Raw genomic sequence first — 15,922 nt, 5'->3', positions numbered from 1 at the left:
ATGAGCCTGACCAGGCGTGGTTTGCTGGCCGCGGGCGGTGCCGTGGGGGCCCTCGCGGCGACGGCTGCTCCCGCAGCCGCCGGTACGTCGCACGGCAAGGGACACGGGCACGGGGATGGACACGGAGGCGGGCACGGCGGCCTCCGTACCGGCTTCGACCGGCTCTCGGCGGACGGCTACGCGCTGCTGAAGGGGCAGCGGGTCGGCATCGTCACCAACCCGACCGGGGTCACCTCCGACGTACGCCACATCGTCGATGTGATGCACGCGGACGGGCGGGTGAACCTCACGGCCGTCTTCGGCCCGGAGCACGGCTTCCGCGGCACCGCGCAGGCGGGCGGCTCCGAGGGCCGGTACGACGACCCCGCGACCGGGCTCCCGGTCTACGACACGTACCTCAAGAGCGGGCAGCCGCTGGCCGACGTGTTCACGGAGTCCGGCGTCGACACGATCGTCTTCGACATCCAGGACGCGGGCGCCCGCTTCTACACGTACATCTGGACGCTGTACGACTGCATGGAGGCGGCGGCCCTCGCGGGCAAGAGGTTCGTCGTCCTGGACCGGCCGAACCCGGTGTCGGGGCGCGCGGCGCTGGGACCGGTCCTCGATCCGGCCTTCGGCACCTTTGTGGGGCGCCGGGAGATCGCCCAGGCGCACGGCATGACGGTCACCGAACTCGCCCTGCTGTTCAACGGGGAGTTCCTCGCGGACCGTCCGGCCGAGCTGGAGATTGTGAAGATGTCGGGGTGGTCGCGCTCGGACTTCTTCGACGCGAGCGGTCTGCCGTGGGTGCCGCCGAGCCCCAACATGCCCACGCCGGACACGGCGCTCGTCTACTCGGGCACCTGCCTGTTCGAGGGCACGAACCTCTCCGAGGGGCGCGGCACGACGCGCCCGTTCGAACTGCTGGGCGCGGAGGGCATCGACCACACCTGGGCGGCCGCCGCCAACGCGCTCGACCTGCCCGGAGTGTCCTTCCGCGAGGCGTACTTCGCGCCGACGTTCTCCAAGTTCGTGGGGAAGACGGTCGGCGGGGTGCAGGTCCATGTGCGGGACCGGGAGGTCTTCGACCCGGTGCGCACCGGAATCGCGCTGCTGGTGACGGCGAAGCGGACGTGGAGCGGGTTCGCCTGGCGGTCGGACAACTGGATCGACAAACTCACCGGCAACACCCGGGTCCGCACCATGATCGACGCGGGTGCGGACACGGATGAGGTCGTGGGGGCGTGGGCGAAGGATCTCGCCGCGTTCCGGGCCGTGCGGAAGCGGTACCTGCAGTACCGGTGAGCGATCCCGGCCGGGCGGACCGTTGTGCGCGGGCCCGCCCGGCGGACCGGTTCCGTCCTCAATCGCCGGACGGGCTGGAATGGCCCGTCCGGCGGGACGAGGTGCCGGGATGGTCCCCGGATCGCTCAGCGGTGTGCCGGGAACTCCACCACCTGCTGGTACGTGGGGCGGTTCTGCCAGTGGATCGCCTTCTGCGCGATCCCGCCCAGCGCCCGGTGGATGATCGAGTCGGTGCACCACTGCTCACCGGCCTTGCAGTTGGCGTCGGCCGGGTAGACCTCGGCCGCCGGCACCGCCGCCGCCTGCTTCAGCGAGGACAGCAGCGCCGCGCGGCAGCTGCTCAGATCGCCGTTGCCGCAGTAGGTCCTGGCCAGCGGCCCCTTGACCGGCTGCCCGAGCACCTGGCGCAGGTCCTTGTCGGCGAAACCCCACCAGCCGTACTGGAAGGCCGAACCGCTGTGCGCGCCGCTCGGTCCGTGGCTGGCCGCCGGGGACTCGTCGGTGGCGAGGTTGGCGGTCAGCGCCCCGTACAGGTCGTCACCGAGCCCCGGCCTGAACTCCGCATCGATCAGCTTCGGCCACCACGCGTCCATGATCCGCACCGCGTCGGCGTAGGTGTACGCGTGCGAACCGGGGCTGCTCTCCTTGCGCTGGGCGCCCGCCGCCCGCCAGGAATCCAGCTGCTGGACCACCCCGTTGAGGTCCGGGTCCGTGACCGGCTGGGAGCGGATCACCTTCAGCAGTTCGGGCAGCAGCTGCTCGCCGCGCAGATCGGTGAGCGCGGCGTCCGCCATCGCCCGGGTGAGGGAGGCGCGGGTCACGCCGCCCTCCTCCACCAGCTTCGACACCCGCTCGTCGAGCAGATCGGCCCGGTGCACCGCGCTGAGCCCGAAGCCCGCGGAGGCGTACCCCTCGGCCTGCTTGTTGTTCCAGGACACGTAGTAGTCCTGGCCGCTGGAGTGCGGGTGCTCGGCGAACGGGGTGTAGTCGGCGGTGTTGGCCGCCCGGTCGTAGCCCTGCCACTCGTACGCCTTCTCGGCCTTGATGGGCAGTGCCGGGTCGACGCCGGGGGCGCGCACCGGGTTCATGCCGCTGTTGTAGAAGGCGGCGGTGCGCGAGTCGGCGTAGAACCAGTTGAAGGCGTAGTCGATGTTGCTCGCCGCCCGCTGGAAGGAGGCGGCGTCGGTCACGTAGGAGGGGTCGTTGAGCATCTGGAAGCCGATGATCGAGTCGGCCTCGTGCCGGTAGGTGGTGCGCAGCGAGGTGTACGCGACCGGCTTGCCGTCCACGGTGGCGCGGTGGGTGACCACTCCGTAGCCGGTGCGCCACACCTGCATCCGGTAGGAGCCCTTCGCGGTGGAGTCCGCGACGGTGGGGCTCCAGGAGTTGGTGCGCTCCAGCTTCTCCATGGCGGTGCAGTCGCCCCGGTAGAGGTAGTGCGTGGAGTTCTTGGTGGGCGTGGAGCCGTCGGGCTCGCAGAGTTCGACGGTGTAGGTGTCGGTGATGTCCTGGCCCGCGGAGGTGGCGCTCCAGGCGTAGTCCTGGCCCCGGCCCATCTGGATGTACATGCCGACACCGGCGAAGGAGACGCCGCGTGCGCTGATGCCGGGGCCCTGGATCTCCTGGAGCATCATCAGCTGCGGGGCGAAGTAGCCGGTCTGCGGGCCGAACACGGCGATCGGGTTTCCGCTCGCGGTGCTCTTGCCGGAGACCAGCAGGGCGTTGGACATGCCGCGCTTCTGGGCGCCGGAGCCGGAGCCGGGGAGCGAGCCCTCGGGGATGACCCCGTCGTCGTAGATGCCCTGCGCCTTCTTGAGCTCTGCCGGTGCCTTGACCGGGGCCTTCGCGTTGGTGCCCGCGGAGCCGGTGCGGTCGTGGATCAGGGGTTCGGAGGTGACGGAGCCGGCGTCCGGGAGCGCTGTACCGACGGCCTTGTCCGGCTTGTTCGCGTACGGAAAAGAGGTGCCGTCATGGACGGTGAGCACCGTCTCCGGGTCGTTGCGCTGCCGGAACGACTCCCAGACCTTGGTGCCCTCGGCCACTCCGTACTTCTGCTGGGCGGAGAGCAGCGAGAGCGCCGCCTGGACCTCGCCGCCACCACCGCCGCCGAACTGGCCGCCGACCACGGAGGCGATCGAGATCAGGTCGGTCAGCTCGAACGGCTGGATCTCACCGACGTTGGTGATGGCGTCGATCTTGCCGGTGAGAACGTACTCGCCGGGGAAGTAGCGGCCCTTCTTCGACTTCTCGCGGTAGGAGTTGATGCCGTCCACATAGGCCTGGGCATCGGCCATGGCCTGCTCGCCGCGGGCGCCCTCGTGGGTGCGTATGTACTCGACCTGGGCCTTGAGATCGTCCTCCGTGTACGGGGCCTGCGGCCAGAACTGCTGCTCCAGGCCCTGGTTGGCCAGTGCGCCGCCGGCGAACGAGGTCAGCTGCCCGCGCCCGATGTGGCGGAAGAGGTCCATCAGCCAGAGCCGGTCCTGCCCGGCCGCGAAACCGGCGCCGAACTCGGTGCCGTAGCGGGTGGTGCCCTTGATGTGCGGGACACCGGACACCTTGTCGCGGGTGATGGTGACGTCGTCACGGGGCGAGGTGACGGACTCGACCTGGTTCTTCGGGACTCCGAAGGAGGCGTCGTTGAAGAAGTCGGTGAGCTTCTGGTCGGTCAGTCCGGTGTGCCCGGCCACCAGCCCGTCGTAGCGGTCGAGTTGGTCGTCGCTGTGCGCGGGATGGGTGCCGAACGCCTTGTTGCCCAGGATGTCGACGAGGGTGGCGTTGCCGTTCTCGCCGGGGGGCAGGATGTCGTCGCACTGTCCCTGGCAGTAGTCGGGTACGGGATCGGGCTCGGCGGCGCCCGCGTGGGGCGCGGTGGCCAGCAGAGAGGCACCGAGTGCGAGTACGGCCGCGATGGTGGCGGCCCGGAACTTGCCGGTGCGGGCGGTGGTGCCGGTGCGTGGGGGCATGCGTGCTCCTCGGAAAGGCCGATGCGCCGGACGTTACCGGCGGTATGACCCGCCGGTAAGGTGAGCATCAGTCACCTTTTCCGAATCACCACATGCGGTCACATGACGACCGGTCATCTCAGTGGATGGACGACCGCACTCATGGATGGAGCCGATCCGGGCAGTCGTACGTCCATTGGGTTGACGCCGAATTTCGGGCGACGGAGTACGAACGACGGAGGTGGCAGCGCAATGGCCGGTTTCCGGAGTCTTGCGAGACAGGTCCGCGATCCGCGGAGCGATCTGGCACTGCGGCGGTACTCGCTGCGCAAGTGCCTGGAGCGCTTCGCCCCTTACGGACACCGGGCGACCTGGGATCACCTGTGCGCCCGGCACGGAATAGAGCCCGAGGACCGGGCCCCCGATCCGGCGCGGCTGACGCGCGCGCTGGAGGAACTGGAGACGGCCCGCGCGGTCTGGCTGCACTACGAGGCGGGGTTCGCCGAGCGCCGCCGACGGGAGAAGCACGACGGACTGCGCCGGCCCGGCGCGTTCGACGACTGGCACCGGCGCACCTGGGGCGGGAACGGCGTCGCGCGGTGCGACGACCCGGCCGTCCATCCCGCGGCGCCGCTCGCGGAGGTACTGGCGCGGCTGATTTCCGCCCTGGAGTCGGAGCCGGGCAACGGCTGCCCGGTCTGCGCGCAGGGCCGGATCGCCTGGCGGCAAGACCTGGACAGCGAGCCGTGGTCCGGTCCGGTCTGCACCGGCTGCGGAATCGTGGTGCCGCGGCCCGTGCTCACCCGGGCGGCGCTGGCGAAGGCTCGGCGGAACCGGCTGCGCGGCGGCCTGGCATCGGTGGCCTGAGGGCCTGAGGAACAGAGCGGCCCGCCCGGCGCCCGGGGGACTCGCGGCTGCCGGACGGGCAACACACACATACGGCCGGGCGCCTCAGCGCCCCGCCTTGGGGTCCTTCGCGGGCTTGCCCGGCATCAGGCGCGAGCCGCTCATCCGCTCACCGAAGACGTCGTCCGGGTTGGAGAGCACACAGTTCTCCAGCGACAGGCAGCCGCAGCCGATGCAGTCGGTGAGGTGGTCGCGCAACCGCGCCAGTTGCACGATCCGCTCGTCCAGCTCGGAGCGCCACGCCTCGGAGAGCCGCGCCCAGTCGTCACGGTTGGGGGTGCGCTCCTCCGGGAGTTCGGCCAGCGCGTCCCGGATGGTGGCGAGCGGGATGCCGACCCGCTGCGCCGCGCGGATGAAGGCGACCCGGCGCAGCGCGTCCCGGTCGTAGCGGCGCTGGTTCCCGCTGGTGCGGCGGCTGTCGATCAGGCCCTTGGCCTCGTAGAAGTGCAGGGCCGAAACGGCGGCGCCACTGCGCGCGGAGAGCTGGCCGACCGTGAGTTCATGGAGTCTCTGTGGGATCTGGGGCACCCCTCGAACCCTACGTGGCCGCGTCCCGGCCGGTCCGTCGTTGACAGGAACGCACCCGCGAACCATGCTGAGCAAGCGCTTAGACAGGCGCGGGCAGGGTTGGCCGAGAGCGGGAAGGCAGGACCAGGGACATGGCAGAGCCGAGGATCTTCACGTCCGCGCAGGAGCTGCGCGACGGGGTGGGCGAGCAGCTCGGGCACAGCGACTGGCTGGAGATCGAACAGCAGAGGATCGATCTCTTCGCGGACGCCACCGGCGACCACCAGTGGATCCACGTGGACCCGGAGCGGGCGAAGGCCGGGCCGTTCGGCACGACGATCGCGCACGGCTACCTCACACTCTCGCTGCTGCCGGCCCTTGTGCCGCAGGTCATGCGGGTCGAGGGGATGAAGATGGGCATCAACTACGGGACCAACAAGGTCCGTTTTCCCTCCACGGTGCCCGTGGGATCGCGGCTGCGGGCGACAGCCGTCCTGAAGAGCGTCGAGGAGGCGGGCGGCGGCGTGCAGGTCACCGCGGTCGTCACGGTGGAGCGCGAGGGCGGCGAGAAGCCGGCCTGCGTGGCCGAGTCGGTGTCGCGGTACTACTTCTGAGCACGGCCCCCGGGCGGCCGGGTCAGCGTCCGGCCGCGACCATGCGCAGCACGAGGCCGGCGTAGAGGTCACCGACCTCGTCCGGCGTCCGGCTGCCCTGGGCGTTGAACCACCGCGCCACGTCGATGCAGAGCGAGAGCACGGCGAGCGTGGTGCCCGGCACGTCGGGGACGTCGAACTCCCCCGCCGCCACGCCCTCCCCGATGATCCGGCGCACCACCGCGTCGCTCCGGCGGCGCAGCTCGACGATCTCGGCGCGGTGCTCCGCGCCGAGGGCGTCGAGCTCGTACTGCACGACGCGTGCGGTGGTGTGCCGCTCGGCGTGCCACTGGACGAAGGAGCGGACCGCTGCGGCCAGCCGCTCGGCGGCCGTGCCCTCACTGCCGGCCGCCGCCTCCAGGACGGCCAGGGCGCGGTCGTGACCGATCCTGCTGATCCGGTGGAGCAGCTCTTCCTTCGTCTTGTAGTGGATGTAGAGCGCGGCGGGGCTCATTCCGGCGCGGCCCGCGATGTCCCGGGTGGTGGTCGCGTGGTACCCGCGCTCGGCGAAGGCGTCCACGGCGGCGACGAGAAGCCGCCTGGCGGCCTCGGGCGTCACTTCGGCCCACGGCGCGCTCTCGCCGTCGGTCTCCTCCGCCGTGCTCATCGTCATGGCCCCTCTCGGTCAGCAGGACGAACACCATACCCCGATCCTGAGCAAGCGCTTAGAGGTCCACCGGATGAGATCGTCAGAGCTTCTGGAAGGGGTCGTGCTCGGCCAGGATCTTCTCCAGCCTGGCCTGGTCGACCCGGCTGACCAGCTGGCCCGCCTCCTGCCGGTCCCTGATGACCTTGGCCAGGGTGAAGCAGGACGTGACGAGATACAGGACGCCGATGGCGAGGAACCCGCGCACCCAGGCGTCCGCGTCGAGGAAGTAGATACCGAGAGCCACCGCGCCCATCGCCACCCCGAAGGACGCGACTGCCTGACCGTAGAAGGCGGCGGTGCTCTGCTGCTTGACCGATGTCGTCTCACTCATGCCGCCCAGCATCCCGGCGGCATGACGTACACCACATCCGTCCGGGTACTCAGTCCGTACTCAGACGCCCGTTCGAGCCACGCGGTGTCGGCCGAGCCGTGCGGCCCCCGGCCCGCCTCAGAACGCGGAGACCCCCGTCAGGGCCCGGCCGATGATCAGCTTCTGGATCTGGCTGGTGCCCTCGTAGAGCGTCATCACCCGGGCGTCGCGCAGCAGTTTGCCGACCGGGTACTCATCGATGTAGCCGTAGCCGCCGAACACCTGGAGGGCGTTGTTGGCGGCACGGACGGCGGCCTCCGAGGCGAAGAGCTTGGCCTTGGACGCGGCGGTGGCGAACGCCTCGCCCCGGTCGATCAGGTCGGCCACCCGCCAGGTGAGCAGGCGGGCCGCGTCGACGTCCACGGCGATATCACTGATCAGCTCCTGGACGAGCTGGTAGCCCGCGATGGACTTGCCGAACTGCTCGCGTTCACCGGCGTACCCGACGGCCGCGTCCAGGGCCGCCTGCGCGATGCCGACGCAGCCGGCCGCCACCGACATCCGCCCCTTGGCCAGGGCGGACATGGCGATCGAGAAGCCCTTGCCCTCGGGGCCGACGAGCGTGGCGGCGGGAACCCGGACGTCCTCCAGCACCACCTCCGCGGTCGCCTGGCCGCGCAGTCCGAGCTTGCCGTGGATGGTGCGGCGGGTGAGGCCGGGGGTGTCGGCGGGGACCAGGAAGGCGGATATGCCCTTGTGGCCGGGGGTGTCGTTGGTGCGGGCGAAGAGCAGCACCACATCGGCCCAGGTGCCGTTGGTGATGAACATCTTGGAGCCGTTGATGACGTAGTCCCCGCCGTCCCGGACGGCCCTCGTCGTCAGGTTCCCGGCGTCGGAGCCGGTACCCGGCTCGGTGAGTCCGAAGCAGCCCACCGCGTCGCCGGAGGTCAGCCTCGGCAGCCACTGCCGCTTCTGCTCCTCGTCGCCCCATGCGGCGATGGTCTTCGCGACCAGCCCCAGGGATACCGAGACGATGCCCCGGACCGAGGAGTCGCCCCGGCCCAGCTCCTCTGTCACCAGGCAGTACGCCAGATGGTCGCCGCCGGAGCCGCCGTACTCCTCGGGGACGGTCAGCCCCAGGAAGCCGAGGGAGCCCAGCTTCTTCACGATCGACTTGTCGACGTTCTCGGCGCGGTCCCACTCGACGACGTGCGGCGCGATGTCACGGGCGACGAAGTCCTTGGCGAGCCGCCGGACAGCCTCCTGCTCCTCGCTGAGCTCCAGGTTCATCGCTCGGCCCTCCACCTTAATTAGCACCGCTAGTTTTAGCTGCGCAGGGCCTACTATGTGCCGCATGGCCCGCCCGCGCAAGCCCCTCCTCAGCAGAGACCGCATCGTCGCGACGGCGGGTGCCCTGGTGGACGCCGAGGGGCTCGACGCCGTCTCGACCCGCCGGCTGGCGGCCGAACTCGGGGTCAGCGGCCCGTCGCTCTACAACCACTTCCGCAACAAGGACGAGATCCTGGACGCGGTCGCCGACGCCGTCTCCGCACAGGTCGACCTGTCGATGTTCGACGAGTCCGACAGCCGTGACTGGCGGGCCGCCCTGCACGACTGGGCGGTCTCCTACCGTGCGGCGCTCACCGAGCACCCGCACATCGTCCCGGTGCTGGCCCAGGGCCCCGGCCGCCGCCCGGCCGGTCTGCGGGTGGCCGACGCGGTGTTCGGCGCCATGGTCCGCGCGGGCTGGCCGCCCGCCCAGGCCACGTACATCGGCGCGCTGATGCGTTACTTCATCACCGGCTCCGCGCTCGGCTCCTTCGCCCGGGGCTTCGTGGACGACGAGACCGCGTACGACCCCGCCGACTACCCCCACCTCGGCCAGGCCCATCTGCTGGCCGAGCGCCGCCAGCAGGTCGACGAGGGGGCCTTCGAGACGGGCCTGCGCGCCCTGATCGACGGACTCGCCCTGCAGTACGCGCCGCCCACGGCCGCCGGAACCGTTCGGCCGGCGCCGAAGCGTTCCTGACGCATCCTGGAAAACATGGCATACCCCGACCCCGCCGCGCCCCGGCTCGCCGCCCTGGCCGCTCTCCTCGCGGACGAGACCCGCGCCGTCTTCTGCCTGGCCCTGCTCGACGGCCGGGCCTGGACCGCGGGCGAACTGGCCCGGCACGCCTCGGTCGCCCCGTCGACCGCGAGCGAGCACCTGGGCAAGCTCGTCGCGGGCGGGCTGCTGGCCGAGGAGCGGCAGGGCCGGCACCGCTATCTGCGGCTCGCCGGTGAACAGGTCGCGCACCTGGTCGAGGAACTGGCGGGCCGGGAGGCGCCGGGCCCCGCCGCCCGGCCGCGCACCCTGGGGGCCTCGGGCGCCGACAGCGCGCTGGCCCGCGGCCGCACCTGCTACGACCATCTCGCGGGCCGCATCGGACTCGCGATCACCGATGCCATGACCGCACGGGGACTGCTGCGGCAGGACACCGGCTTCGCGCTCACCGACGCCGGGCTCGACTGGTTCGGCGCGCTGGGCATCGGCCTGGAGACCCGGTCGCGGCGTCCGCTCGTCCGCGGCTGCCTGGACTGGACCGAGCGCAGGCCGCATCTGGCGGGGGCCGCGGGCGCCGCCCTGTGCCGCCACGCGCTGGAGTCCGGCTGGTGCGTACGGATCGGGTCGGGGCGCGCGGTGCGGGCCACCCCGGACGGGGAACGGGCCCTGGCCGCACGGCTGGGCATCGACCCGACGACTATTCGTTAGGCACCGAAGGATCGCGCCCTTACGGTCAGGGCCATGACGACTATCCCCTCCCCCGCACCACGCTCCGACTGGCGCGCCCCCGCCGCCGCCTGCACCACCGTGGTGCTGTGGGCCTCCGCCTTCGTCTCCATCCGCAGCGCGGGCGAGGCCTACTCCCCCGGGGCGCTGGCCCTCGGGCGGCTGCTGACCGGCTCGCTGGCGCTGGGCGCGCTCCTGCTCGTACGGCGCGAGGGCCTGCCGCCCAGGGCGGCCTGGCCCGGAATCATCGCCTCCGGACTGCTGTGGTTCGGCCTGTACATGGTGGTGCTCAACTGGGGCGAGCAGCAGGTGGACGCGGGCACGGCCGCCATGGTCGTGAACATCGGGCCGCTGCTGATCGCACTGCTCGGCTCACGGCTGCTCGGTGAGGGCCTGCCGCGCCGGCTGGCCCTGGGCATGGGCGTGTCCTTCGCGGGCGCCGTGGTCGTGGGGCTCTCCATGTCGGGGAAGGGGAGTTCCTCGGTCCTGGGTGTGCTGCTCTGCCTGCTGGCGGCGGTGACGTACGCGGCCGGGGTGGTCGGCCAGAAGCCGGCGCTGGGGCACGGCTCGGCGCTCCAGATCACCACGTTCGGCTGCCTGGTCGGCACGGTGGCGTGCCTGCCGTTCTCCGGTGCGCTGGTCTCGGACGCCGCCGACGCGCCCCTGTCCGCGACGCTGAACATGGTCTATCTCGGACTGTTCCCGACCGCGCTGGCCTTCACCACCTGGGCCTACGCGCTGGCCCGCACCACCGCCGGGCGGATGGGCGCCACCACCTACGCGGTGCCCGCGCTCGTCGTGCTGATGGCCTGGCTGCTGCTGGACGAGGTGCCCGCCCTGCTCACCATCGGCGGCGGGCTGCTCTGCCTCGCCGGAGTGGCGGTGTCCCGGACACGGCCGCGGGCCGGGCGGGCGCCGACGCGTCCCGCCCGGCCCGTAACCACGAACCGGAGCTGAAGCGCGTTCAGAACACCACCAGGGCCCGGCCGCCCTTGCCGGCGATCATGTTGTCGAAGGCGGCCGGGATGCCGTCGAGGCCGATGCGCTCCGTGACCATCATGGAGAGGTCGAAACGGCCCGCCGCGATATGGCCGGCCAGCACCGGCAGATCGCGGGCCGGGTCGCTGTTCCCGTACACGCAGCCGGTCAGGGAGCGGCCCCAGTGGAAGATCTCCAGGGCGTTGAAGGTCACCTCCTGGTCCTTGCCGCCGATGCCGACGACCGTGGTGCGGCCGCCCCTGCGGGTGGACTCCCAGGCGGTACGGATGGTGGCGGCCCGGCCGACGCACTCGATCGCGACGTCCGCGCCCTGGCCGCCGGTGAGGCCGCGGATCTCGCGGGGCGTGGTGGCGGAGGCGATGACGTAGTCGGTGGCGCCCGCCTTCCGGGCCAGCTCCTCCTTCTCCGGGGAGACGTCCACCGCGATGATCCGCGAGGCGCCCGCGATCCGGGCGGACTGGAGCACCGCGAGGCCCACGCCGCCGATGCCGAACACCACGACGGACTCCCCCGCGCGGACCCGCGCGCTGTGGTGGACCGCGCCGTACCCGGTCAGTACCGCGCAGCCGAGCAGCGCGGCGTCGGTGAGCGGGACGCCGTCCGGCGCGGGCAGCACGCAGTTCGCGGCGACGACGGTCTCCTGTGCGAAGGCGGCGACGTTCAGCCCGGGGTGCAGTTCGGTGCCGTCGGCGGTGCGGGCGTGGATGTTCGCCGCGCCGGCCAGGGCGTTGGCGCAGAGCCAGACCTCGCCGATCCCGCAGTGGTGGCAGTTCCCGCAGGACGGGGCCCAGTTGAGGACCACCCCGTCACCGGGTGCGACATGGCCGACGCCCTCGCCCACGGAGACGACGGTGCCCGCTCCCTCGTGGCCGAGGACGGCGGGCACCGGCACCCGCATCGTGCCGTTGGACAGCGAGAGGTCGGAGTGGCAGACCCCGGCCGCGGCGAGCCGGACGCGCACCTGGCCGGGGCCGGGCTCGGGGAGTTCGATGCCGGTGATCTCCAGCGGAGCTCCGACGGCGGGCAGTACGGCGGCGCGGACCACGGTGTGGCTCCTTGCTGATGGGGGGGCACGGGCTCGGGAACGTACTCAGAACTGGAGGGACTTGGTCTGCAGGTACTCCGCGAGGCCGTGGGAGCCGAGCTCACGGCCGACGCCGGACTGCTTGTAGCCGCCGAAGGGGGCGAGCGGGTTGAACCGGCCGCCGTTGATGTCGACCTGGCCGGTGTCCATCCGGCGGGCGAAGGCGACGGCCTCCGTGTCGTCGGCGGCCCAGACGGCGCCGGCGAGCCCGTACACGGTGCCGTTGGCGATCCGCAGGGCGTCGTCCTCGTCCTCGTACTTCAGGATCGAGATGACCGGGCCGAAGATCTCCTCCTGGGCGATGGTCATCTCCGGGGTGACGTCGGCGAAGACGGTGGGGCTGACGTAATAGCCCGTGGCGAGCGGCGCGTCGGGGCCGCCCGCGACGACCCGGGCGCCCTCCTCGATGCCCTTCTCGATGTAGCCGCGGACCCGGGCCCGCTGCTTGCCGTTGACGAGCGGGCCGACCCGCTCGCCGGGCACGTACTTGGCGACGGCAGCGGCGGCGAGGGCGACGGCCTCCTCGTACCGGTCCGCGTCCACCAGCATCCGGGTCCAGGCGCTGCACGTCTGGCCGGAGTTGGACATCACGTTGGCGACGCCGACGTTGACCGCCTTGGCGAGATCGGCGCCGGGCAGGATGACGTTGGCGGACTTCCCGCCCAGCTCCAGCGCGACGCGCTTGACCGCGCCGCCGGCCGTCGCGCCGATCTGCTTCCCGACGGCGGTGGAGCCGGTGAAGGAGACCAGGTCGACGTCCTCGTGCCCGGCGAGCGCCTGTCCGGCGACCGGGCCGAGGCCGGTGACCAGGTTGAAGACCCCGGCCGGCAGTCCGGCCTCCTCGGTGGCCTCGGCGAAGAGCTGGGCGGTGAGCGGGGTGTCCTCTGCGGGCTTGAGGACGACGGTGCAGCCCGCGGCGAGCGCGGGGGCGACCTTGGCGACGATCTGGTGCAGCGGGTAGTTCCACGGGGTGATCGCGCCGACCACACCGACCGGCTCCAGCAGCACGGTGGAGTTGCCGTGCCGCTCCTCGAAGGCGTACGTCGCCGCCAGTTCGGCGTACGAGCCGGCGACGAGCACCGGCACCCCCGCGTGCACGGCCTGCGACATCGGCAGCGGCGAACCGAGTTCCGCCGTGACCGTCGCGGCGATCTCGTCCTTGCGGGCCGCCAGGGCGTCGCGCAGCGCGCCGATCCGGGCGGCGCGTTCGGCCGGCGGGGTCGCGGCCCAGCCGGGGAACGCGGCGCGCGCGGCCCGTACGGCGTCATCGACGTCGGCCGCCGTTCCGGCCGGGACATGGGCGATGACCTGCTCGTCCGCCGGATTCACGACCGCGATCGTGTCCGTTCCCGCAGCCGGCCGCCAGGCGCCGCCGATGTACATACCGTCGTGGGCCTTCATGGCTGTTCCTCCCGGGCACGGTGACGGACGGGCTCGTCCACGCCCCAAACTAGCGCCGTTAGTTTTCAGGCGCCAGAGACACAGGTCACGCCATCCATGCCCGTCCGGCCGCCCGGTTACATGTCCAGCCCCGGCACATCCCTCGGCAACGGGCAGATCCGGCGCCCCTGGTGATCGAAGACGTACAGGTGCGCCAGGTCCACCAGCAGCGGGACCTGGCCTCCGGTGCGCAGCCGCATGTCCGGGCCGGTGCGCACCACGAGATCGCTGGCCGTGACGGCGGGGCGGTCGGGGCTGCGCACCCCAGGCGCCGGCGTCTCGGACTCGGGTGCGTCCAGGACGGCGACGGAACCGCCGAGGTGCCCGGCGGCGCGCTCCCTGAGCCGCCCCAGCACCCCTGCTCCGCCCTCGGCGCCCCGGCGCCTGCGCTGGACGCCGCGATCCTGGCGGGCCGACTCCAGGTCCGGCACCACGGCGGGCCGCGAGCCGGTGTTGAGGTGGACCAGCGCCTCGTGCCCCTGGTACTCGACATGCTCGACGATGCCGCTGAGGGCGACCTCCCCCGGGCGGGCCTGGCTCGGCGGGGCGATCCGGACCGCTTCGGAGCGCAGTCCGACGATGATCCGGCGGCCCTGCTGGATGCGGAGCAACTGGTGGTCCGGGCTGAGCGGTTCGGGCAGCGGAAGGCGCTGGCGGCCGAGGTCGATCGACATCCGCCCCTCCAGGGGCGCGTGCACGACGGCCTGGAGCAGGTTGATCCTCGGGGTGCCGATGAACGCGGCGACGAACACGTTCTCCGGCAGCGCGTACACCTCGCGCGGCGGGCTGACCTGCTGGAGCACACCGCCGCGCATGACGGCGACCCGGTGGCCCAGCGACATCGCCTCCGCCTGGTCGTGGGTCACGTAGACGGTGGTGACGCCGAGTTCCTTGGTGAGCAGGGATATCTCGGCGCGCAGATGATTGCGGAGCTTCGCATCGAGGTTGGAGAGCGGTTCGTCCATCAGGAAGGCGGAGGGCCGGCGCGAAATGGCCCGCCCCATCGCGACCCGCTGGCGCTCCCCGCCGGAGAGCTGGCCGGGGAGCCGGTCCAGGACGCTCTCGATCCCGAGCATCCTGGCCGTGTTCTCGATGCGCTCGTTGTGGTCCTGGCGCGGGTTCTCCAGCTTCAGCGGAAAACCGATGTTGGCCCGGTTGGTCATCGTCGGGTACAGCGCGAAGTTCTGGAAGACCATGGCCATTCCGCGTTCGCGGGGCGTGAGGTGATCGGCCCGTTCACCGTCGAGCAGCACCTCGCCCTCGGAGACGTCCTCAAGACCGGCGATCATGCGCAGCACGGTCGATTTGCCGCAGCCGGAGGGGCCCAGCAGGACGACGAACTCGCCCGGGTCGATGGAGAGCGAGAGACGGTCGACGGCACGCGAGGACCGCCCGTACGTCTTGCTGACATTGTTCAGAGTGATGGCGCGAGTCATGTGGTTCCGCCCGGAAGGATGGTGGTGGAGCGGTGGGGAGCGGCAGCAGTGGCCTGAAATTAACCCACTGGGCGGGGCGAGGGAATGATTCGCGCAAAGCTCGCCGGGCACGGGAGCTGCCGGACCGGAAGTGCCAGGTGCGATTCCGCTTCGGCCCGGGTCCCCGGGAGCCGGTGTCCCCGCGCCGGGCCGTCTCAGTCCAGTACGCGCGCCAGGTACGCCTGGACCAGGACCCGGGTCTCGGTGACGATCGCGCGGTCGCCGGAGGGGTCGATGCGGAAGGCGAGTTTGAGCAGGGCGTCGGTGGCCTCCACGCAGACCAGGACGGTGCGCACCAGGTCCTCGTCGAAGGTGCGGCCCAGGTGCCCGCAGAGGAGCTCTGCCAGCCGGCTCGCGACCCGGTGGTTGGCGTCGTCGGCCGGGTCCTCGTCGGGTGCCGGGGCACCGAAGTCGACCAGGGCGAAGCCGGGTACGGAACCCTTCATCGCGAGGTACTCGTCGAGCACGGCGTCGATGGCGCGGCGCCAGTCGTCGGCCGGGATGACGGCCAGCCGGGACGTGATGCGCTCGGCGTAGCTGTCCAGGTTGCGCAGGGCGAGGGCGTCGGCGAGGGCCCGCTTGTTGGAGAAGAAGCGGTAGACGGAGCCGATGGGGACCTCGGCGCGTACGGCCACGGCGCGGGTCGAGAGCTGTTCGTAGCCGGTCTCGTCGAGGAGTTCGGCGCAGGCGTCGAGTATCCGGGCGAGCCGTTCGGCGCTGCGCTGCTGTACGGGGGCGCGGCGGAGGTTCGTGTTCACGTGGGGCACGGGCTCCATGATGCCGTGGGCCTCCTTCACCGGGCGTAAGGACTCGGTCCGCGACTTCGGTCGGGAAGCGCGGGCCCGACGGGGCGGCCGGCGAGGACCAGGCCGTACTTCGGGCCCGGCCCCCCGC

Annotated in this window: 15 protein-coding genes; 6 read left to right on the top strand and 9 right to left on the bottom strand. The window is 71.7% G+C overall.

Annotation, left to right across the window (positions count from 1 at the left end; all coding sequences use genetic code 11):
- Entirely contained in the window at positions 1-1,287 is a 1,287-nt protein-coding gene (locus tag ACZ601_RS31750; RefSeq protein WP_469544469.1) for an exo-beta-N-acetylmuramidase NamZ family protein, read from the top strand.
- 125 nt (positions 1,288-1,412) lie between these two features.
- Here the strand turns inward: ACZ601_RS31750 and ACZ601_RS31745 are convergent, their stop codons facing one another.
- Complete coding sequence (locus ACZ601_RS31745) at positions 1,413-4,253, bottom strand: penicillin acylase family protein (protein ID WP_469544467.1); 2,841 nt, start codon at positions 4,251-4,253, stop codon at positions 1,413-1,415.
- 231 nt (positions 4,254-4,484) lie between these two features.
- Between ACZ601_RS31745 and ACZ601_RS31740 the strand changes: the two genes are divergently transcribed.
- On the top strand, positions 4,485-5,099 hold the full coding sequence (locus ACZ601_RS31740) for a hypothetical protein (RefSeq protein ID WP_469544465.1): 615 nt from the start codon (positions 4,485-4,487) through the stop codon (positions 5,097-5,099).
- 84 nt (positions 5,100-5,183) lie between these two features.
- Here the strand turns inward: ACZ601_RS31740 and soxR are convergent, their stop codons facing one another.
- Positions 5,184-5,666 (bottom strand): redox-sensitive transcriptional activator SoxR, encoded by a 483-nt coding sequence (soxR, locus tag ACZ601_RS31735; protein ID WP_469544463.1) that lies wholly within the window; start codon positions 5,664-5,666, stop codon positions 5,184-5,186.
- A gap of 131 nt (positions 5,667-5,797) precedes the next feature.
- On the opposite strand from soxR, the gene ACZ601_RS31730 reads away from it, so the two are divergent.
- Positions 5,798-6,259, top strand: a complete 462-nt coding sequence (locus ACZ601_RS31730; RefSeq protein ID WP_389214214.1) for a MaoC family dehydratase — start codon at positions 5,798-5,800, stop codon at positions 6,257-6,259.
- Positions 6,260-6,281: 22 nt separating this feature from the next.
- Here ACZ601_RS31730 and ACZ601_RS31725 read toward each other — a convergent pair whose 3' ends face one another.
- The 3 genes from ACZ601_RS31725 to ACZ601_RS31715 all read right to left on the bottom strand — a co-directional run bounded on the left by ACZ601_RS31725 (position 6,282) and on the right by ACZ601_RS31715 (position 8,547).
- A complete protein-coding gene (locus ACZ601_RS31725) occupies positions 6,282-6,905 on the bottom strand; it encodes a TetR/AcrR family transcriptional regulator (protein ID WP_440573396.1) in 624 nt (207 codons plus the stop codon).
- 82 nt (positions 6,906-6,987) lie between these two features.
- A complete protein-coding gene (locus tag ACZ601_RS31720) occupies positions 6,988-7,278 on the bottom strand; it encodes a YiaA/YiaB family inner membrane protein (RefSeq protein ID WP_199884559.1) in 291 nt (96 codons plus the stop codon).
- Between the two features lie 117 nt (positions 7,279-7,395).
- On the bottom strand, positions 7,396-8,547 hold the full coding sequence (locus ACZ601_RS31715; protein ID WP_469544460.1) for an acyl-CoA dehydrogenase family protein: 1,152 nt from the start codon (positions 8,545-8,547) through the stop codon (positions 7,396-7,398).
- A gap of 64 nt (positions 8,548-8,611) precedes the next feature.
- On the opposite strand from ACZ601_RS31715, the gene ACZ601_RS31710 reads away from it, so the two are divergent.
- From ACZ601_RS31710 to ACZ601_RS31700, 3 genes are read left to right on the top strand one after another with little or no spacing between them, the layout of a single operon-like run.
- Positions 8,612-9,286 (top strand): TetR/AcrR family transcriptional regulator, encoded by a 675-nt coding sequence (locus ACZ601_RS31710; RefSeq protein WP_371774067.1) that lies wholly within the window; start codon positions 8,612-8,614, stop codon positions 9,284-9,286.
- A 15-nt stretch (positions 9,287-9,301) separates the two neighbouring features.
- Entirely contained in the window at positions 9,302-10,012 is a 711-nt protein-coding gene (locus ACZ601_RS31705) for an ArsR/SmtB family transcription factor (protein WP_469544458.1), read from the top strand.
- A 33-nt stretch (positions 10,013-10,045) separates the two neighbouring features.
- A complete protein-coding gene (locus ACZ601_RS31700; RefSeq protein ID WP_469544456.1) occupies positions 10,046-10,987 on the top strand; it encodes a DMT family transporter in 942 nt (313 codons plus the stop codon).
- A 7-nt stretch (positions 10,988-10,994) separates the two neighbouring features.
- On the opposite strand, the gene ACZ601_RS31695 is transcribed toward ACZ601_RS31700, so the two are convergent.
- The 4 genes from ACZ601_RS31695 to ACZ601_RS31680 all read right to left on the bottom strand — a co-directional run bounded on the left by ACZ601_RS31695 (position 10,995) and on the right by ACZ601_RS31680 (position 15,804).
- Positions 10,995-12,074 carry a Zn-dependent alcohol dehydrogenase gene (locus ACZ601_RS31695; protein WP_440573391.1) on the bottom strand — a complete coding sequence of 360 codons (1,080 nt, stop codon included), beginning with the start codon at positions 12,072-12,074 and terminating at the stop codon, positions 10,995-10,997.
- Positions 12,075-12,119: 45 nt separating this feature from the next.
- On the bottom strand, positions 12,120-13,514 hold the full coding sequence (locus tag ACZ601_RS31690; RefSeq protein WP_469544454.1) for an aldehyde dehydrogenase family protein: 1,395 nt from the start codon (positions 13,512-13,514) through the stop codon (positions 12,120-12,122).
- A 116-nt stretch (positions 13,515-13,630) separates the two neighbouring features.
- Positions 13,631-14,989, bottom strand: a complete 1,359-nt coding sequence (locus tag ACZ601_RS31685; protein WP_469544452.1) for an ABC transporter ATP-binding protein — start codon at positions 14,987-14,989, stop codon at positions 13,631-13,633.
- A gap of 194 nt (positions 14,990-15,183) precedes the next feature.
- On the bottom strand, positions 15,184-15,804 hold the full coding sequence (locus ACZ601_RS31680) for a TetR/AcrR family transcriptional regulator (RefSeq protein WP_469544450.1): 621 nt from the start codon (positions 15,802-15,804) through the stop codon (positions 15,184-15,186).
- Between the last annotated feature and the right edge of the window lie 118 nt (positions 15,805-15,922).

The sequence above is a fragment of the Streptomyces sp. NPDC104307 genome, assembly GCF_055584045.1.
The sequence above is the reverse complement of the archived record's forward strand: the minus strand, read 5'-3'. Positions and strand labels throughout refer to the sequence as shown.